The sequence below is a fragment of the Alishewanella sp. d11 genome (assembly GCF_049390205.1).
In the GTDB taxonomy this organism is placed as follows: domain Bacteria; phylum Pseudomonadota; class Gammaproteobacteria; order Enterobacterales; family Alteromonadaceae; genus Alishewanella.
The window spans coordinates 2,932,073-2,951,466 of sequence record NZ_CP186547.1 but is presented as its reverse complement, the minus strand read 5'-3'; the positions used below and the strand labels follow the sequence as shown (position 1 = coordinate 2,951,466).

Sequence of the window (19,394 nt, the reverse complement as noted above, 5' to 3'; positions counted from 1 at the left end):
TTTGATACGCATGCTGTGGAATGTCTGGAAGGTTTAATCGCGGACGACGTGCCATAAGCTAACCACCCGAAATAAAGTCTAATTTGTTTAAAAAATAGACCATTTATCGAGTATCAACAACTCTGACCCCTTGATCGCAAATCAACAACTCTGACCCCTTGATCTAACGACTCTGACCCCTTGATCTAATCTTGGAAGCCAGAGTCGTAAATCAACGACTCTGACCCCTTGATCTGTTACCCCTTGATCTGGTTAGCGCATGGTGAGGAGCATGCTGCTGGGGTGTTCTAGGTATTGCTTCCAGAGGTTGGTGAAGCGGGCGATGGTGCCGCCGTCGATGATGCGGTGATCGCCGGACCAGCTGATTTGCATTATTTGCCGCGCTACGACCTGACCGTTGGCGTCAAAGCGGGGTAAGGCTTGTACTTTACCTAGTGCGACGATGGCGACTTCCGGTTTGTTGATTATGGGCGTGGCCACTGTGCCACCAATAGCGCCGATGTTGCTGATGGTAATAGTACCGCCTTTTAAATCGGCGGGGCTTACCCTGCCCTCACGGGCGGCATCGGTGAGCTTGGTTAACGCGTTGGCAATATCAACAATGGATTTTTGCTCGCAGCCTTTTACATTAGGCACTAATAAACCCACTTTTGAGTCGACTGCAACGCCAATGTTGTGCGCGGCAAAGTAGGTTAGCTCGGTGCAATCGGCATTGGGCTGGCTGTTCATCACGGGGAATTCGTTAATGGCTAACGACAGCGCCTTCATAAAGAATGGCATCATGGTTAGCTTAACGCCCTGCTTGGCATACTGATCTTTTAGTTGGTTGCGTAGCGCAATCAGCTCGGTAAGGTCAATTTCTTCGCAGTAGGTAAAGTGCGGAATCGTTGATACCGACTCGGCCATTTGTCGCGCCATCACCGCTTTAATACCACGAATAGGCTCAACGCGGTTGCTAGCCACGCTGCTAGCTACTGCAGTTACTACTGATGAAGTTGGCGTTGACGTGGCGGTTGAAACCGCACCTGACCCCGAAGCCGCTGCTCCTGAAGTTGCTGCTCCTGAAGCAAGAGCGCCTTTGGCAAAGGCGTGCACGTCGTCTTTAAATACCCGGCCTTTGTCACCTGAACCAGGCACTAACTGAATATCGATACTCAGTTCGCGCGCTAAGCGGCGCACCGCTGGGCTGGCTAAGGCTTTGATACCTTTGGCAGCAGCACTGTTGGCGGCCGGTGTTTTGCTAGCCGCTGCAGCTTGTGCTGGGTTGCTAGCTTGGGTTGTAATTGGGTTATTGGCTGCACTAACCTGTGCTGTTGCTGCGGTTTGTTCTGAAACCGCTGCTGTCGCTACAACGCTTTGCCCCTCGCCTTGGCGACGAATCGCAAATAGCGGCGCATGCACTTTGGCGATATCGCCTTTCGCGTAATACAGTTTGCTGACGACACCGGCGTATTTGGCCGGAATTTGCACTAAGGCTTTGTCGGTCATCACATCACAAACTGGCTGATCTTCGGCGATGGTGTCGCCTTCTGCGACTAACCAGTCGACAATTTCACACTCGACAATACCTTCGCCGATATCCGGCAGGATAAAGTCTTCGGTGATTTCGCTGGTTGCGGCGCTAACCTTCGAGCTCAGAGCTTGTGCTGACCCAGAAGCCGCGCTGTCAGTGGTGTTGACGGTCGACGCTGGGCTACTCGCTACCGAACTGGCGGCGGCAGTATTGTCTACGGTTAAATGCATTTCAAAAAGTGGCGCATGAACTTTAGCAATATCGCCTTTGGCGTAGTACAGCTTGCTAACAATACCGTCGTATACTGCTGGAATTTGTACTAAAGCTTTATCGGTCATCACATCACAAACCGGCTGATCTTCTTTGATCACATCGCCTTCTTTAACCAGCCATTCCACAATTTCGCACTCGACAATACCTTCGCCGATATCAGGTAGAATAAAATCCTGTTTCATCGAAAACTCCTTAGAAATTAACCGAGCGCATAATGGCTTCGAAAGTTTTCAGATGATCGGCTACGTATTCTTTTTCTAGTGCCAACGGGTACGGGGTATCTAAGCCACAAACCCGCTCAATCGGGCTTTCTAAATGCAGGAAACACATTTTCTGGATAGTGGCAGCAATTTCACCGGCAAAGCCACCGGTTAATGGTGCTTCGTGGTTAATCACTAAACGGCCGGTTTTCATAACAGAGGCGGCAACGGTGTCGGCATCCCATGGCAGAATGCTACGTAGGTCAATCACTTCGCAAGATACGCCTTGCTCTGCTGCCATATCTACCGCTTTTTGGACGATCTCCATTTGCGCGCCCCACGCTAAAACGGTTACGTCTTTACCTTGTTGCAGCACTTCGGCTTTGCCAATTAGCAGCTCGTAGTACTCTTCTGGTACTTCGCCTACTGAGGCGCGATAGAGTTTTTTCGGTTCGAAGAAAATCACTGGATCCGGGCAAGCAATAGCAGCCAATAACAACCCTTTGGCTTGGTGAGGATCGCGTGGTACCACAATTTTTAAGCCTGGTGTGTGCGCAAAATAGGCTTCTGGGCTTTGGCTATGGTAATGACCACCGGCGATACCGCCACCATAAGGGGTGCGGAACACTAAGCCACCCACATTAAATTCGTTACCTGAGCGGTAGCGGAATTTGGCGGTTTCGTTGACGATTTGGTCAAAGGCCGGGAAGATGTAATCGGCAAATTGAATTTCAGCCACCGGCTTCATGCCTTGTGCTGCCATACCGTTAGCAAAACCAGCAATACCTTGTTCGGTTAATGGCGTATTGAAGCAGCGGGCTTTGCCGTATTTTTCTTGTAATTTACTGGTAGCACGAAATACGCCACCAAAGTGGCCAACGTCTTCACCAAAACAGACCACGCCATCATCTTTGGCCATCGCCAGATCAAGGGCGTTATTAATGGCCTGTAACATATTCATTTTTGCCATTAGTCGAGTCTCCCGGCGGTAATTGGATAAGCATCTGGATATTTACGGATATGCTGTTTTAATTCGTCCAGTTGTTGCTGTAAGGCTGGGATGGGCTCGGCGTAGACATCAGAAATTAAGTGTTCAATGCCTGGCTTGGCGACTTTTTCCGCCACTTTTAAGGCATCAAGAATATCGACGCGCAGTTGCTCGGTCTGGGCTTTGTCGGCGGCTTCGTCTAACCAGCCTTGTTGCAGTAACCAAGCTTTAAAGCGGCCGATAGGATCGTTTTTACGCCACAAGGCTTCTTCTTCTTTCGAGCGGTAACCACTTGGATCGTCTGAAGACGAGTGTGCACCTAAGCGATAAGCGATAGATTCAATTAATACCGGCTCGTGATGCTTGATGGCATGCTCACGCGCCATTTGGGTAGCTTGGTATACAGCCAGAATATCAGCGCCATCGACGCGGATGGTTTTCATACCATAGCCGACGCCACGACAAGCAATGCCGTCGCCGACAAACTGCTCGTTGGCAGGGGTAGAAATGGCGTAGCCGTTGTTGCGGCAGAAGAAAATTACAGGTGCTTTATGCACAGCGGCCATATTTAAACCGGCGTGGAAGTCGCCTTCTGAGGCGGCACCTTCACCAAAGTAACAAATGGTCACGGCGTCTAAGCCACGCAGTTTTTGCGCGTAGGCATAACCACTGGCTTGCGGAATTTGCGTGCCAAGCGGTGAAGAAATGGTCATATAGTTGATGGCGTTGCTACCATAATGCACTGGCATTTGGCGGCCTTTGCCCAGATCCAGCTCGTTCGAAAATAGCTGGTTCATAAATTGTTCTAGCGTGAAGCCACGGTAGCGTAAAGCGCCTTGCTCGCGGTATTGCGCCATGATCATATCGTGATCTGTTAAGGCGGCGGCACTGCCTACAGTGGTGGCTTCTTCGCCTAAGCATTGCATATAGAAGCTAATACGGCCTTGGCGCTGGGCGGCTAACATGCGTTCGTCTAATACCCGAATAAACACCATGGTATCGTACATTTTCAACGCGGTGGCTTTATCTAACGCTGGTGCCTCTGCCCCGTCATACAGGCTACCATCGTCTTTTAGGATCCTTAAGGTCGGTATTTTTAACGCGTCACCGCCGGTAAAGGCAGCGCGATGCACCGTGGTAATGGTGGCGTTATTTGGATTGGTCATAAGGCGTCTCTTGATTGTTAACTTGGTTTTTGATTTGGTTGTTTGCCCAGCGTGTTACTGTGGCTGTTTTATTATAATTGTGCTTGAACACTATTCTTATTGTTGCATTTTGCGCTCGACTTTACCTTTACGTAAACTGCATTGCAACCAGCAGCAGGTATAAAAAAACCTGAGAGTGCGTGGCACTGTCAGGTTATATTTACTCTGTAGCTATTTTTGTACTTAACCAAGCTGTTTAGAGATGTCTTTGGGCACCACCATCAGCATGGCACGTTGGCCGATGGCGACGTTAGCGTTCGGGAAGATAATGGCTTCGCCTTCGCGCTCCACGCGATACTCGATATTTTCGTCAGTCGCCAGTAAGGTGCCTACCGGATAGCTGGTGAAGTTCTCCACGTCGTTGCTAAAGTGCAGTTTAAAGTCCTGGGTTTGTTTATTGATGGCACGGTACACTTCGTAGATATGGAAATTCTCTGCGGCATAAGGGGTGAGTGGCGCAAGGCTATTGGTTAGTAAAGCCTTTAAGGTGCTAGCAGTTTTGGCAAAGCGGCTCATATCGTTTTGACCAAACGGCTGCACTTTGCCAAGTTCAATGGTAAAGGCGTCGGCACCGTGGCTGTTCGAGGCATAATAGCTAAAGGTGCTGGCAGGGGTTTGCATGAGTAGCACGGTATTGACGTCGCATTCGGCCAGGAATTCAAGCTGATTTTTTTGCCAAGGTTTGTCGTGTAAAAACGGGTAAACTGCAAATTTTTCAAAGCGTGAACCGCGGATGGCGGTATGTAAGTCGTACAAATAACGCTGCCGGTTAGGTGCGGCGTCTTGATAAAAGCGGCTAACGTACTGTTCAAGCATGGCCGCACGTTTTCGCTCAGCATTAATCAGCCCTGCCCCTTTGCTATGATGGCCAGAGAACAGTCGGTTCAGGTTTTCAGTGACTTCGCGCTTGCCAAGGTTAATAGCGGGTGGGTTGCCAATAAGAACCAGTAAGCGTTCAGCTAAGGGTAATTGTTCGGTCAGGATGGCTTTGACGATATCAGCGCAGATTTCGATGGGTGCAGTTTCGTTGCCATGCACGCCACAGCTGAGCACGATGTCTTTATTGCCGGCTTGTGCGGGTTGAAAGGCGATTACGCCGGTGTCCCACACTTCGACTTGGGTGCCGTTCGTTAAGGTGAAGGCACAAGGTGCTAAGCCATCGGGATTGGCTAACGTTAATGCTAAAAAATCGCCAGTGTCACGTAACTGCTGCTGAATCATCCCTACTGCTCCTAAACATTCAACCTTGCCAAAATTTTAGCAGGAACAATACCATACCCCCCCAACACGAAAAAGGGGTCAGAGCTAATTAAAAAGAGGCCAATAAAAAGGGGTCAGAGCTAATTTCCGCAGGAAATTAGCTCTGACCCCTTTTTTAATTAGCTCTGACCCCTTTTTATTCCCCCTTTTTAGGGGGGTGAGGTTAGCGGGGGATGCCGCAGGAGGTTAGACGCCAGACGCGATCGACGTAGTCTTCGATAGAGCGATCTGAGGTGAATTTGCCCACCGATGCGGTGTTGATGATGGCTTTTTCGGCCCAGAGGGCTTTGTCGCGATACCAAGTGTCCAATTTCTGTTGCGCAGCTAAGTAGGATTCAAAGTCTGCTAGTACCAGATAAGGATCACCACCGTCTAACAGGCTACGTTTCAAGCCAGCCAGTTCGCCCGGTTTGCCTGGGGTGAAGTAGTCGGTTTCCAGCCAATCCAAAATGGCTTTTAGCTCTGGATTGTTATGATAGTACTCATAGCTGTTGTAACCGTTAGCGTATAACGCTTTAACTTCATCCACGGTTAAACCAAAGATGGCGATGTTGTCTTCGCCCACTTCTTCGGCGATTTCAATGTTGGCTCCGTCCAAGGTTCCGACCGTTAACGCGCCGTTTAGAGCGAGTTTCATATTACCGGTACCTGAAGCTTCTTTGCCGGCAGTCGAAATTTGCTCTGATACGTCGGCTGCTGGGATCATCTTCTCGGCTAGCGTGACGCGGTAATTCGGCATAAACACCACTTTAATGCGGTTTTTAACGCGCTTGTCGTTGTTGATCTTATCGGCCACTTTGTTGATAGCGTAGATAATTTCTTTGGCAAGCTTATAGCCCGGCGCCGCTTTGGCACCAAATAGGAATACGCGTGGCACCATATCGTAATCTGGGTTTTGCAGAATACGACGATACAACGCCAAGATATGCAGTAGGTTCAAGTGCTGACGCTTGTATTCGTGCAGGCGCTTAATTTGCACGTCAAACATGGCAGCAGGATCGACATCGATGCGGGTCAGCTTTTTAATCACCACGGCTAAATCCGCTTTATTTTGCTGTTTAATCGCCATAAAGCTGTCTTGCAGCACCGGATCTTTAGCGTGCTCAGCCAGCTTATGCAGCTTTTTCAGATCGGTTGGCCATTCGGTACCCACTTTTTCATCCAGTAACTTGGCTAAGCGCGGATTACAAGATTTTAACCAGCGTCGTGGCGTAACACCGTTGGTGACGTTAGTAAATTTATCCGGCCATAAGGCGACCATTTCTGGGAACAGATCAGATTTCACCAATTTAGAGTGAATTTCGGCCACACCGTTAACTTTAAACGAGCCAACCACCGACAAGTGCCCCATCCGTACCATAGGCTCATGGCCTTCTTCGATAATCGACAGCTTGCGCTTTTTCTCATCATCGCCTGGCCACAGCATTTCTACTTGCTCTAATAAGAAGCGGCGGTTGATTTCATAAATAATTTCGATATGGCGCGGTAACACTTTTTCGAATAAACGCAGAGGCCATTTCTCTAAGGCTTCAGGTAACAGCGTGTGGTTGGTATAGGCGAACACTTGCTGGCAAATTGCCCAAGCGTCGTCCCATGCCATTTCGGCGCGGTCCACTAAAATCCGCATCAGTTCTGGGATCGCTACCGCAGGGTGCGTATCGTTTAATTGAATAACCACTTGTTTCGCAAAGAAGCTCCAATCGTCACCGTGACGGCGCTTGTAACGACGAATAATGTCTTTTAATGAACAAGAGCAGAAGAAATACTGCTGGATCAAACGCAGTTCTTTACCCGCATCGGTTTCATCGTTGGGATAAAGCACTTTGGAAATATTTTCGGCTTCCACGTTTTCGCGCGCGGCGTCGATATAACCGCCAGAGTTAAATACGTCCCAGTTAAAGAAATCACTGGCACGGCTTTCCCATAAACGAAGCACGTTTACCGAGCTACCATCGTAGCCAACAATCGGGATATCCCAAGGCACACCTTTAATAATGCGGCCAGGGTGCCAGACTTTTTTCATTTGGCCTTGCAGGTCATAAACGGTTTCGACATAACCATAAACCGCGATTTCTTGTACCGACTCCGGCCGGCAAATTTCCCACGGGTTACCGTATTCGCGCCAGCTGTCTGGCCGTTCAATTTGGCGACCGTCTTGGAAGCTTTGTTGAAATAAACCGTTTTCGTAATGAATACCATAACCAATGGCAGGGTAATTTAAGGTGGCTAAAGATTCGATAAAGCATGCAGCTAAACGCCCTAAGCCGCCGTTACCCAGCGCCATATCTTCTTCTTGATCTTCCAAATCGGCGATATCAATGCCCAGTTCGGCTAAGGCTAATTTGGCTTGATCGTATAAACCTAAGTTGTGCAGGTTATTGCTGAACATGCGCCCCATTAGATATTCGAGGCTAAAATAGTGCAAGGCGCGGGTGTCTTGCTCGTAATGAGTGCGCTGCGTTTTGCGCAAGCCATCATACACTTGCTCATTCACCGCTGCACAGGTGGCGCGCCACCAAGCCTGGTGGTTGGCTTTGTTAAGATCGGTACCTAAAGTAGAGTGTAAATGTTTTACGATGCGTTCTTTTAACTGCTCGGTTGCAGTTGACACGGCCGCAGCCGTTTTAGCTGTTGAGGTCTTTTTCATTGCCAATCCTAAAGTTTTTTCCGCGCAGATAGCGACTTTAAAACACATTTGTAGAAAAATTACAAAAACAATACCTCAAAATCACTCATTTGGCAAAGAATACCCAACATACCGTAATTTAATTACAGAAATTACGGTATATTGTTAGTGCTTACAACTTACTAAAGACAGCAGCGACAAAGGTTTTTGCATCTTGTTCCAATTGCTCTAGATGAGCTTGGTCGACAAAACTCTCTAGATAAATTTTATAAGCATTTTCTGTACCGGAAGGCCGTGCCGCAAACCAACCGTTTTTCGTGACCACTTTTACCCCACCAATGCTGGCATCATTACCTGGCGCTTTGGTCAGTACCGCAAGAATGTCATCTCCCGCTAGGGTTTTAGTGCTAACGCTACTCACATCCAAGTTTTTCAATGCCGCTTTTTGCGCCGCGCTGGCGGGTGCATCTAAACGTCGATAAAGTGGTGAGCCGAGTTCACGAGTTAAGGCTTGATACTGCTGATAAGGATCAACACCGGTTTTCGCCAGCATCTCGGCCGCTAACAAGCCTAAGATAAAGCCGTCTTTATCGGTTGACCATACCGTGCCGTTATGCCGTAAAAAGCTGGCACCGGCGCTCTCTTCGCCACCAAAGGCAATCTCGCCTTGATAAAGGCCATCAACAAACCATTTAAAGCCAACGGGTACTTCTTTTAAAATACGGCCCTGCGCTGCCACCACGCGGTCAATCAGCGCGCTAGAGACCAGCGTTTTACCAATTGCCAACTTATCGCCCCACTGCGGCCGGTTAGCCAGCAAATAATTGATCGCAACCGCTAAATAATGATTAGGATTCATTAGGCCACCGCTGCGCGTAACAATACCGTGGCGGTCGAAATCAGGATCGTTACCAATGGCGATATCAAACTGATCTTTTAACTTAATCAGATTCGCCATGGCGTAGGCTGAAGAGCAATCCATGCGGATTTTGCCGTCTTTATCCAGTGACATAAAGGAGAAAGACGGGTCGACTTTGTCATTCACCACGGTAATGTTGACACCGTAACGCTCGGCAATCCGCGGCCAATATTCAATACCCGAACCGCCTAAAGGATCAACGCCAATCCGGATACCGGCTTTGGCAATTGCGGCCATATCAATCACATTTTCTAAATCATCAACATAGTGCTGAATGTAATCGATATGCTGACAGTAGCCCGATTGTAAGGCTAAGGTGTACGGCATCATCCGCACGCCTTCTAAATCTTTCGCTAGCAGTTCATTCGCCCGTTGTTCAATCCAGTTGGTAACATCGGTATCGGCTGGGCCACCATGCGGCGGGTTGTATTTAATGCCGCCATCTTCGGGCGGGTTATGCGATGGCGTAATGACGATACCATCGGCCAGTTGGCTCGTAGCGCCTTGGTTTTGGGTTAAAATGGCATGCGAGATCACCGGGGTGGGCGTGTAACCTAAGCCTTTTTGAATACAAACCTGAATATTGTTAGCAATTAGCACTTCTAGCGCACTGGCAAACGCCGCTTCCGACAGCGCATGAGTATCTTTACCTAAAAACAGCGGGCCAGTAATGCCATTTTTCTTACGATAATCAGCAACCGCCTGACAAATGGCCAGTACATGAGGTTCGTTAAATGAGCAGCTTAAGGCACTACCACGGTGGCCTGAGGTACCAAAGCTGACTTTTTGTTCAGGATGTAAATGAACATCTGGCTCCAGTACGTAATAGGCCGTCATTAACCGGCAGACATTGGGGATAAGTTCGTTTGGAACCGGCTGACCTGCCAGCGAATGTAATGACATAACTTTTCCTTAAATTAGAGTAAATCGCGAATGCGTTCCGCATCTTCAGCACTATAGCCCAGTTTTATTGCAGTTTCGGTAAGCATCATTTTTTTCCGAGTGGTATTAGAATTAGTAATTACCCAGAACTCGGTATTAGGGATTTGTTTCGGATTGGTACTGGTGCCCATTTCGTTTAATTCTGCGGCAGAGTTACCAAAATACAAGCGATTACGACCTTTAATTTCCAGCACTTTTTCAAACTGTTTTTTATGAACCCGTGCTAATACCGACAACAAATATAAGAAACGACCAACAATATTCGGTTCGGCTTGCAGATCAGCTGGGGTTACTAAATCGAAAATATTGCCGACTTTTTTGCCATTGCTGGCGGCTTTACTCGATTTATCTTCAGCCTTATTGGCATCCGACTCAGTTGCGACTGCTGCGGGCTGAGTCGTGCTGGTTGCCGACTTAGCCACAACAGGGGCGGCGACTGGCGATGCTGCGTCAACACGGGCTGGCGCGGCTTTTACTGGCGCTCCGGGTAACAAACGACGCAGGATATCGGAAGCGCTTTCGCCTATTTTTAGGGTCTGGCCCGCGATGTATTGGTATAAATCGTCGTCTATTTCAATGGTTTTCATAGCTTTATTCCGTTACGTCAAATTCGGTTCATTATATAAAGGCTTTGCCACTGACGCCAGTAAGCAATTTTGTTAAAATAGCGCAAATTTAGCAGGCAGGATAACTATGATTTTACATTATCAGCTAAGCGGTGCTGGCAAAGCGGTGGTCTTAATCCATGGTTTGTTTGGTAGTTTTGAAAACTTAGGCAGTATTGCCAGAGCCTTAAGTGACGATTTTCAAATTATTAATATTGATGTGCGCAACCATGGCCGCTCAGGCCATAGCGATGCCATAAATTATGCACTGATGGCAGAGGATTTGGCGGAAACCTTAGCGCATTTGCAGATTAGTCCCTTTGCCATCGTCGGCCATTCAATGGGCGGCAAAATTGCCATGGCCTATGCATTACGCTATCCGGATCAGGTCGAGCGCTTAGTGTTAGCCGATATTGCGCCCGTAGGCTACCATGCGCGACATCACGGTATTTTTGCTGGATTGCACAATGTTGATCTCGCCAATTTAACCAGCCGTGGCGCAGCCGATCAGCAATTAGCGGTGCATATTCCTGAAGCTGGCGTTCGGCAGTTTTTGCTCAAAAGCTTAGATAAAACCGAGCACGGCTTTCAATGGCGCTTTAATTTAGCGGCCTTGTATCAACAATATCCGAACTTAATTAGTGCTTTAGAGGTCACAGGGCAATTTACCGGGCCAGCGCTATTTATTAAAGGCAGTGAATCGGATTACATTTTGCCTGAGCATCGCGCGGCAATTATGCAGTATTTTCCGCAGGCACAGGCCAAGGTGATTCAAGGCACGGGCCATTGGCTTCATGCCGAGAAGCCCGCCGCCTTTAACAAGCTGGTGCGGGATTTTTTATTGAGCTAGCGCAGAATTTTTTTGGCATTTTATGCTATGATGCGCGCACTTTTTTTGGAGCGAGCCGAGAAATGAGCTTAGAGCAGTTTGAAGCAATAGGATTATGGCTAGGTTTGGGCGCACTGTATTTTTTTATTGTGTTGGCCATTCGGGATGTGCTGAAAAAAAGTCAGGCACCGAAAATGGGGCAAGCGTTTGTTTGGTTGGTGCTATTTTTATCACCGATGGTGTTTATCGTTAAAACGGTAGTGCAATATTTTTTAGAGTAAGGGCGATTGATTAATGGCTAAAATTGCCACAGATCGCACAACGATTGATTTGTTTGCGCTGGAAAAACGCCCTGGCAGACCCAAAACCAACCCGCTGCCACGGGACGAACAGTTAAAACTGAATAAGCGTAATCAAATTAAACGCGATCGTGTTAAGGGGTTAAAACGTATAGAGTGTAAAGTGCCAGAACAGCTTTGTGAAAAGCTTGATTTGGCGGCCCAAGCGGCCAACATGACACGTAGTAACTTTATTGAATATCTTTTAGAACAGGCTTTGGCCAGGTAAGAAGGCTTAGAACATGGCAACAGTTGGTATTTTTTTTGGTAGCGATACAGGTAACACCGAGCATATCGCCAAGATGATCCAGAAAGAACTGGGTAAGCAGCTCGTCGAAGTACGGGATATTGCAAAAAGTAGTAAAGAAGATATTGCTACTTTTGATTTATTACTGCTTGGCATCCCCACCTGGTACTATGGCGAAGCCCAATGTGACTGGGATGATTTCTTTCCGGAGCTGGAAAACATCGACTTCAATAACAAGCTGGTGGCCATTTTTGGCTGTGGCGATCAAGAAGATTACGCTGAGTACTTCTTAGATGCGATGGGCACCTTGCGCGATATTATTGAGCCAAAAGGCGCGATCATCGTTGGCCATTGGCCAACCAAAGGTTATAACTTTGTGGCGTCAAAAGCCCTGGTAGATGATAACCACTTTATCGGTTTAGGCGTAGACGAAGATCGTCAACCTGAACTGACAGAGCAGCGCGTTAAACAGTGGTGTAAGCAAGTGTATGAAGAGATGAGCTTAGCTGAGTTCGCTAATCTGTAAGCGTTAAGCTAACCACGCCCTCGTTAAACACCGTGTTTAACGAGCATAACAAAAAGGCCGCTTGCGGCCTTTTTGTTATTTACTGATTTGGTAGACATAACTTCAAGTTGGCTGGTTAAGCTAGCTAGATTGCTTAAGCCGAAGTGATTAAGCAGTCGTATTTAAGCGCCCTACTTAGTCTGCCGTAGTTGTGCCGCGGTACTTGGGCTTTTTGCGGATATACACGGTACGATTTACTTCACACACTACATTGTGCTGCGCATCTTTGATATGCACCAAAAACTGCGGCAGGTATTTGTCGCCCTGTTCGGTTTTATGCCGGATCTCGGCCACGGTTTCATCGGTTAGCCAAAACTCTGCGGTAAGTTTGGTTAAACCGGGTTTAATAAAGTTAATATCGGCTTGCTTATCCCAGACAATGTATTGCTTACCTAGCGCACCCATTAACATCAGTGGGTAAATAGGATCGGTCATCGCAAACATCGAGCCACCAAACTGGCTGCGATTGATGTTTTTAGTCCAAGGCCGCGACTTTAGCTCTACCTTGCAATAGCGATAGTCGTCGTTTAGCTCGGTCACTTTGATGCCGCTAAAGAAAAATGGCGGCCAAAAGTTTAAAATATGCCGCATCACTGCGGGTTTAAATGCCCAACGCATAATACTCTCTGGTAAGACCTGATAACGCCATTGTACCTAAGCGAGCTAAAGGCACAAGCGGCGTTTTTAAAAAACTTACGCGGCTGGAAATTGGCCGACCTTGCTAGGTGCAAATTATTAAAGTGCACAAACCAATTGAATATATCACTAATGCCTTTATAATCCTTGTAAGTTCACGTTTAAAAAAGAGTACTTATGAGCGACCATAATACCGAATTGCGCAAAGCTGGCCTTAAAGTTACCCTACCTCGGGTGAAGATTTTAGAAATTTTACAAGATCCAAAACACCAACATATTAGTGCGGAAGATGTTTATAAAATCTTATTAGACTTAGGTGAAGATATTGGTTTAGCCACGGTATATCGTGTACTTAACCAGTTTGATGACGCCGGCATTTTAACCCGCCACCATTTTGAAGGCGGTAAGTCAGTCTTTGAGTTAACCGGCAACAACCACCATGACCACTTGGTTTGCTTAAAGTGTGGCAAAGTAGTGGAATTTGAAGATGAATTAATTGAACGTCGTCAGTTAGAAATTGCGGAAAAAAATGGCATTAAGCTAACGCACCACAGCTTATACCTGTACGGCGAGTGTACCGATGCCGCGGCCTGTAAGAAAATCGCCGACGGTAACTAAGCTGATTTTTTACAGCATACTTTTCAGCCTAAATCTAAAAAACCTCCTTGTTTGGAGGTTTTTTATTGCAGCAAGCCGCGACACACGCAAAGTAGAGCCTAGTGAGCAGGCTAGGTGGGCAGAGCCTAGGCGAGTAGATCCTAGCTGCAGAAAACCTAGCGAAATCGCCTGGTAGTTTACAGATGCGGGCTAACCCGAGCCATCAAGAGGGCATTAACATAATTGCCGTATTGAAACGCATAGTCGGTTAGCTCGGCTTCAACTTCAAAACCAAACCGCTCATACAAGGCAATAGCCGGTTCATTAGTGGGATACACCAACAATTCGACACGGCGCAGCGCCAGCCAGTTATCGGCTAAATCTAAGGCTGCACGTAGTAAGGCCGAACCTACTCCCTGCCCTTGGTAAGCTTCAGCAACGCCCATACCAATTTCACCCGCATGTCGGCGTCTGGGGTTTTGCATAACTTGTAAGCCGAGCTGACCAATCACTTGCCCTTCAACCTCGGCCACCAGATTATAAAACCCAGCTTGCGGCTCAAATAGGCTGTGCCATTTGGCGGCTGCTTGAAATGGCAGTTGTAAGGTATTGGCATATACCGACGGTTGCTCGTAAATGGCTTTTACAGCGGCTAAATCGGTGGGTTCGGCGTGGCGGATCTCAGCTTGCATGTTTTAAGCTCCTTGCATTGGCAGCCCATCTTAAAAGTGCCACATAAAAAAAGCCAGCAGATTTGCTGGCTTGAATGAATACGCTTAACCTAATGCAGCGTCTTTGGCAGTATAAGGGCTACTGCGCAAATAAGGCTTATAACGCGGCTTCTAACTCAGGTAAGATACTGAATAAATCGCCAACGATACCGTAGTCTGCCACTTGGAAAATCGGCGCTTCAGGATCTTTGTTGATCGCAACAATGACTTTAGAGTCTTTCATACCGGCTAAATGCTGGATGGCACCTGAAATACCGACTGCGATATACAGCTCTGGCGCGACAATTTTGCCGGTTTGACCCACTTGCATATCGTTTGGCACAAAGCCCGCATCGACAGCCGCCCGAGAAGCACCAATAGCCGCATTTAGCTTGTCGGCAATGCCGTTTAACAGCGCAAAGTTTTCGCCGTTTTGCATACCACGACCACCAGAGATAATCACTTTGGCTGCAGTCAGCTCTGGGCGTTCAGACTTGGTTAGCTCTTCGCTAACAAAACGCGATACACCCAGATCCTGTGCTGAACTTACCGCTTCGATAGCGGCGTTATTGCCGGTGGCGGCCGCAGCAAAGGCCGCGCTGCGTACCGTTAACACTTTAATGGCTTCAGCCGATTGCACAGTGGCAATGGCATTACCGGCATAAATCGGCCTAACAAAGGTATCAGCGCTGTTAATCGCAATCACATCCGAGATTTGCGCTACATCTAATAAGGCCGCAACGCGCGGTAACATGTTTTTACCGCTGGTGGTGGCGGCGGCTAAAATATGGCTGTAACCGCGGCCTAATTCTGTCACTAACGCCGCCACGTTTTCTGCTAGCTGATGCGCGTAGGCAGCATGATCCGCCACTAACACTTTGCTAACGCCGGCAATTTGCGCGGCTTCCGCTGCAGCGCCCTGACAGTCAGCACCCGCAATTAACAGGTGGATGTCGGCCCCTAATAAGCTGGCAGCGTGCACGGTTTTATAGGTATCGGCTTTTAATGCGTTGTTGCTATGCTCGGCAATTACTAAAACGGTCATGAGATCACCTTTGCTTCATCTTTTAACTTGCTGACTAGCTCAGCAACACTGCCTACCACTACACCTGCAGTGCGGCTCTCTGGTGCTTTTACGCTCAGCGTCTGTACTTTGGACTCTAGCGCGACGCCAAAGCTATCTGCAGCTTTAACATCTAATGGCTTTTTCTTCGCTTTCATAATGTTAGGTAAGGAAGCATAACGCGGTTCATTTAAGCGTAAATCTGTTGATACCACGGCTGGTAAGGTCAGTTCGACCGTTTGCAAGCCACCATCAATTTCACGGGTTACCTGCACTTTGCCATCTGCAACCTGAACTTTAGACGCGAAAGTGCCCTGCCCCATACCGGTTAATGCCGCTAACATTTGGGCGGTTTGGTTGTTATCAGAGTCAATCGCTTGCTTACCCATGATCACCAGCTGTGGTTGCTCTTCGCCAACCACTTTGGCCAGTAATTTAGCCACTTGTAAGGAGTCTAACGCCAATTCGGTGTCTAACTGAATGGCACGGTCGGCACCCAATGCTAAGGCGGTACGAAGTTGCTCTTGCACCGCTTTATTCCCAATAGACACCACCACGATTTCAGAAGCAACGCCTGCTTCTTTTAAGCGCACGGCTTCTTCTACTGCAATTTCACAAAAAGGGTTAAGTGCCATTTTGACATTGGCTAAATCTACACCCGTTTGATCCGGCTTTACCCGAACCTTAACGTTGTAATCGATAACCCGTTTTACCGGAACTAATATCTTCATAATGGCCTCATCTGATGCGCGGGTTTATCAGTATAAAATGGCTAATGTGCACAAAGCGACCACAACCGGTATTTTATCGTGATAAAGCGCCTGCTTTACGTGCAGGTAAAGTATAAACTAAGGGTTTAGCGACAATCTACTTCCTGTTGACGTTAACGTCAACCTGCAATATTCTGATGTGCTAAAATAATTTGCTATTCATGTAAACAATAACATCCAACACACAACAAGATACTCCTTCGCGACCAAGGGGAGTTGTGATACAAGTTGGTAAGAAAGTGAAAGCAGCATAAGGGGTGTAACGTGGAAAAAATCGAAAGAGAAGCAATGGAGTACGACGTTGTCATCGTCGGGGCGGGTCCATCCGGTTTAGCTGCTGCAATTCGGTTAATGCAACAAGCCGCAACCGCGGGTAAAGAAATTACCGTTTGTGTGGTTGAAAAAGGCTCTGAAGTGGGCGCGCATATTCTCTCCGGTGCGGTATTTGAACCGCGCGCTTTGCAAGAGTTAGTGCCCGATTGGCAAGAAAAAGGCGCGCCACTAACGACGCCAGTGACCCACGATGATATTTATTTGTTTAATGATGCAAAGGCAGCACGCAAGTTACCGAACATGCTGGTGCCAAAAACTATGCACAATAGCGGCAATTATATTGTGTCAGCGGCTAACCTCTGTCGCTGGTTAGCCGAGCAAGCTGAAGCCTTAGGGGTAGAGATTTTCCCAGGTTTTGCCGCCAGCGAGCTGATTTTAGAAGACAATGTTGTTAAAGGTATTGTGATTGGCGATATGGGCTTAGACCGTGACGGTAAGCCTAAAGATAGCTTTACCCCTGGCATGGAGCTGCGTGGCAAATATACCCTGTTTGCCGAGGGTTGTCGGGGCCATTTGGGTAAACAGCTGATCCAGCACTTTAAACTGGATGCCGATAAGTCACCGCAACATTATGCCATTGGTTTTAAAGAAATTTGGGATATTCCTACCGAGCAACATCATGCCGGTTTAGTGGTGCATTCAGCAGGTTGGCCACTGACTGAGGCCAGCGGCGGCGGTTATTTGTATCATGCCGAAGGCCAGCAGGTGGTGGTCGGGTTGATTGTCGATTTAAACTACAGTAACCCGTACTTAAACCCGTTTGAAGAGTTTCAGCGTTATAAACAGCACCCGATTATTAGCCAGTATCTGCAAAATGGTAAACGGGTAGCGTACGGTGCGCGTGCCATCGCCAAGGGCGGCTTGAACAGCTTACCGAAGATGACTTTTAATGGCGGTATGTTACTGGGCTGCAATGCCGGTACCTTAAACTTTGCCAAAATTAAGGGCAATCATACGGCGATGAAGTCAGGTATGTTAGCTGCCGAAGTGGTGGCCGAGGCCTTATTCGCTGGCGATACTGGCGGCCAAGATTTAACCGCTTTTGCTGCGCATTTTGAACAGAGCTGGTTGTATGATGAGCTGTATCGCTCACGCAACTTTGGCCCGGCCATTCATAAGTTTGGTACTTTTTGGGGCGGCGCATACAACACCTTGGATCAGAACCTGTTTGGCGGCAAGCTGCCCTTTAGCTTAAAAGACGAGCAGCCAGATTATGCCATGCTAAAACCGGCTAACAGTGTGCAAGAAATACAGTATCCCAAACCGGATAATAAGCTGAGTTTTGATCGGTTAAGCTCGGTGTATTTATCCAACACTAACCACGAAGAAGAGCAGCCTTGCCATCTAAAACTTAAAGATGGCAATGTGCCGATAACGGTAAATTTAGCCAAATTTGCCGAGCCAGCGCAGCGCTACTGCCCTGCCGGTGTGTACGAAATTGTGGAAGAGCAAGATACTGGCCCACGTTTACAGATTAATGCGCAAAACTGCATTCACTGTAAAACCTGCGATATTAAAGATCCTAGCCAAAATATCACTTGGGTTACCCCAGAAGGCGGCGGCGGCCCAAACTATCCGAATATGTAAGTACTAGCCGAATAGGTAATTACTATCCGAATAGCTAAGTACTAGCCGAATAGGTAAGTACTAGGCGAGGGATTAGCGTAGCTATGCTACGTTAATCCCAAGCGTAAGTTTTTACGTTTTTTGCGGCAATAAAACTCGCCCTTTTTTGTAGTTTCACGCAACGAGTTAGGCAAATTATCCTCTAGTTTGATGGAGCCATTTTGAAGGGATATCGGGTTTGAACTTTTGCCTTGCTTTGCTGCGAGCAATGTTCGCTACAAACCTCAATTAGCCCAGCTAAGCCTTTTCTGATACAGTAAATATACTTAACACTGCTAAATACCTGTTTTATGACCAAAGCAAATCCGATACTACAGCAGATTAAAAAGCTAGCTCGGCAAAATACCGATATTGGGGCTATTTGGTTGTATGGCTCAAGAGCTCATGGGCGCGAAAGGCCAGATAGCGATTACGATCTCGCTATCGCTTTTAATAACTTCAACTTAGATGTTTTAAATCGATATACCCGCCCGCAATGTGTAGCGCTTGATTGGGCAGCAGCGTTAGATCTTCCAGAAGCAATGCTCTCTATTGTAGATATTAACCAAGCACCTATTTATTTAGCATATCAAATCATTGATCGCGGCCTGCTGCTTTATAGTGATGGCAGCGCTCGGGCATGGCAAGAGATAACACGTATTAATAGCCTATTTGAATACCAGCAGCGAGAGGCAAAGCAATGAATAACAATGAAAACGGCTTGCAACTCTATTTAACCGAAGCAGCAAACCATGTACAAGAATACTGTCAGCAACTTGATGAACTGCGTGCAGATCTTGCGCAAGGCGAACTTCGCCGGCGAGATTATTTGGCTATAGAACGTTTATTACAACTTTTAACAGAATTGAGCATTGGCTTAGCTAAACATTGTTTAAAGAGATACCAGCAACAAGCGTCTGTAGATGCCTATCAGACGTTTTCAAAACTACAGCAACACGGCATGATAACCACAGCAGAACTGACAGAATGGCGTCAGATTATTGGTATGCGCAACGCGCTAGTCCACGATTACCTAAACATTGATGTTAATATTGTTCGTTTAATCGTCGCACAAAGCCGCTATAACACACTTGCTGATTTTTGTGGTAAAGCAATAAAACTATTGAAAGAATTAACCTAACATCACTCAAACACTGTTCTGCTCGCACG

The 19,394-nt window shown here is 47.4% G+C and carries 19 protein-coding genes; 8 read left to right on the top strand and 11 right to left on the bottom strand.

The features are described from left to right. Positions 1 to 252: 252 nt before the first annotated feature. From ACO1PK_RS13365 to seqA, 7 genes are all read right to left on the bottom strand, one after another. Positions 253 to 1,968, bottom strand: coding sequence for a dihydrolipoyllysine-residue acetyltransferase (locus ACO1PK_RS13365; RefSeq protein WP_423186104.1), 1,716 nt, complete (start codon positions 1,966 to 1,968; stop codon positions 253 to 255). Between the two features lie 10 nt (positions 1,969 to 1,978). Further along, positions 1,979 to 2,956, bottom strand: a complete 978-nt coding sequence (locus ACO1PK_RS13360; RefSeq protein ID WP_423186103.1) for an alpha-ketoacid dehydrogenase subunit beta — start codon at positions 2,954 to 2,956, stop codon at positions 1,979 to 1,981. Beyond that, positions 2,956 to 4,140 carry a thiamine pyrophosphate-dependent dehydrogenase E1 component subunit alpha gene (locus ACO1PK_RS13355; protein WP_423186102.1) on the bottom strand — a complete coding sequence of 395 codons (1,185 nt, stop codon included), beginning with the start codon at positions 4,138 to 4,140 and terminating at the stop codon, positions 2,956 to 2,958. Before ACO1PK_RS13355 ends, ACO1PK_RS13360 begins: the two co-directional genes overlap by 1 nt. Before the next feature lie 222 nt (positions 4,141 to 4,362). Further along, a complete protein-coding gene (astE, locus tag ACO1PK_RS13350; RefSeq protein ID WP_423186101.1) occupies positions 4,363 to 5,400 on the bottom strand; it encodes a succinylglutamate desuccinylase in 1,038 nt (345 codons plus the stop codon). Between the two features lie 202 nt (positions 5,401 to 5,602). Beyond that, the gene (locus tag ACO1PK_RS13345) at positions 5,603 to 8,086 is read right to left on the bottom strand and encodes a glycogen/starch/alpha-glucan phosphorylase (RefSeq protein WP_423186100.1); all 2,484 of its coding nucleotides are present in this window, start codon (positions 8,084 to 8,086) and stop codon (positions 5,603 to 5,605) included. A 151-nt stretch (positions 8,087 to 8,237) separates the two neighbouring features. Continuing rightward, complete coding sequence (gene pgm, locus ACO1PK_RS13340; protein ID WP_423186099.1) at positions 8,238 to 9,887, bottom strand: phosphoglucomutase (alpha-D-glucose-1,6-bisphosphate-dependent); 1,650 nt, start codon at positions 9,885 to 9,887, stop codon at positions 8,238 to 8,240. A 14-nt stretch (positions 9,888 to 9,901) separates the two neighbouring features. Then, positions 9,902 to 10,513, bottom strand: coding sequence for a replication initiation negative regulator SeqA (seqA, locus tag ACO1PK_RS13335; protein WP_423186098.1), 612 nt, complete (start codon positions 10,511 to 10,513; stop codon positions 9,902 to 9,904). 106 nt (positions 10,514 to 10,619) lie between these two features. On the opposite strand from seqA, the gene ACO1PK_RS13330 reads away from it, so the two are divergent. From ACO1PK_RS13330 to fldA, 4 genes are all read left to right on the top strand, one after another. After that, on the top strand, positions 10,620 to 11,381 hold the full coding sequence (locus tag ACO1PK_RS13330) for an alpha/beta fold hydrolase (RefSeq protein ID WP_423186097.1): 762 nt from the start codon (positions 10,620 to 10,622) through the stop codon (positions 11,379 to 11,381). A 62-nt stretch (positions 11,382 to 11,443) separates the two neighbouring features. Next, entirely contained in the window at positions 11,444 to 11,641 is a 198-nt protein-coding gene (locus ACO1PK_RS13325; protein WP_423186096.1) for a DUF2788 domain-containing protein, read from the top strand. Positions 11,642 to 11,654: 13 nt separating this feature from the next. Beyond that, positions 11,655 to 11,927, top strand: a complete 273-nt coding sequence (gene ybfE, locus ACO1PK_RS13320; protein ID WP_423186095.1) for a LexA regulated protein — start codon at positions 11,655 to 11,657, stop codon at positions 11,925 to 11,927. Positions 11,928 to 11,940: 13 nt separating this feature from the next. Next, positions 11,941 to 12,471, top strand: a complete 531-nt coding sequence (gene fldA, locus ACO1PK_RS13315) for a flavodoxin FldA (protein ID WP_423186094.1) — start codon at positions 11,941 to 11,943, stop codon at positions 12,469 to 12,471. A 174-nt stretch (positions 12,472 to 12,645) separates the two neighbouring features. Here fldA and ACO1PK_RS13310 read toward each other — a convergent pair whose 3' ends face one another. After that, positions 12,646 to 13,128, bottom strand: a complete 483-nt coding sequence (locus tag ACO1PK_RS13310) for a DUF4442 domain-containing protein (protein ID WP_423186093.1) — start codon at positions 13,126 to 13,128, stop codon at positions 12,646 to 12,648. A gap of 195 nt (positions 13,129 to 13,323) precedes the next feature. On the opposite strand from ACO1PK_RS13310, the gene fur reads away from it, so the two are divergent. Next, on the top strand, positions 13,324 to 13,764 hold the full coding sequence (gene fur, locus ACO1PK_RS13305) for a ferric iron uptake transcriptional regulator (protein ID WP_423186092.1): 441 nt from the start codon (positions 13,324 to 13,326) through the stop codon (positions 13,762 to 13,764). A gap of 176 nt (positions 13,765 to 13,940) precedes the next feature. On the opposite strand, the gene ACO1PK_RS13300 is transcribed toward fur, so the two are convergent. The 3 genes from ACO1PK_RS13300 to ACO1PK_RS13290 all read right to left on the bottom strand — a co-directional run bounded on the left by ACO1PK_RS13300 (position 13,941) and on the right by ACO1PK_RS13290 (position 16,247). Then, positions 13,941 to 14,435: a GNAT family N-acetyltransferase gene (locus tag ACO1PK_RS13300; protein ID WP_423186091.1), complete on the bottom strand. Its 495-nt coding sequence runs from the start codon at positions 14,433 to 14,435 to the stop codon at positions 13,941 to 13,943. A 136-nt stretch (positions 14,436 to 14,571) separates the two neighbouring features. Beyond that, positions 14,572 to 15,498, bottom strand: a complete 927-nt coding sequence (locus tag ACO1PK_RS13295) for an electron transfer flavoprotein subunit alpha/FixB family protein (RefSeq protein ID WP_423186090.1) — start codon at positions 15,496 to 15,498, stop codon at positions 14,572 to 14,574. Next, a complete protein-coding gene (locus ACO1PK_RS13290) occupies positions 15,495 to 16,247 on the bottom strand; it encodes an electron transfer flavoprotein subunit beta/FixA family protein (protein ID WP_423186089.1) in 753 nt (250 codons plus the stop codon). The genes ACO1PK_RS13295 and ACO1PK_RS13290 overlap by 4 nt, the downstream gene beginning before the upstream one ends. 312 nt (positions 16,248 to 16,559) lie before the next feature. On the opposite strand from ACO1PK_RS13290, the gene ACO1PK_RS13285 reads away from it, so the two are divergent. The 3 genes from ACO1PK_RS13285 to hepT all read left to right on the top strand — a co-directional run bounded on the left by ACO1PK_RS13285 (position 16,560) and on the right by hepT (position 19,365). Next, complete coding sequence (locus tag ACO1PK_RS13285) at positions 16,560 to 18,206, top strand: electron transfer flavoprotein-ubiquinone oxidoreductase (RefSeq protein ID WP_423188222.1); 1,647 nt, start codon at positions 16,560 to 16,562, stop codon at positions 18,204 to 18,206. Between the two features lie 329 nt (positions 18,207 to 18,535). Next, positions 18,536 to 18,928, top strand: a complete 393-nt coding sequence (gene mntA, locus ACO1PK_RS13280) for a type VII toxin-antitoxin system MntA family adenylyltransferase antitoxin (RefSeq protein ID WP_423186088.1) — start codon at positions 18,536 to 18,538, stop codon at positions 18,926 to 18,928. Then, a complete protein-coding gene (gene hepT / locus ACO1PK_RS13275; protein ID WP_423186087.1) occupies positions 18,925 to 19,365 on the top strand; it encodes a type VII toxin-antitoxin system HepT family RNase toxin in 441 nt (146 codons plus the stop codon). The genes mntA and hepT overlap by 4 nt, the downstream gene beginning before the upstream one ends. Positions 19,366 to 19,394: the final 29 nt, after the last annotated feature.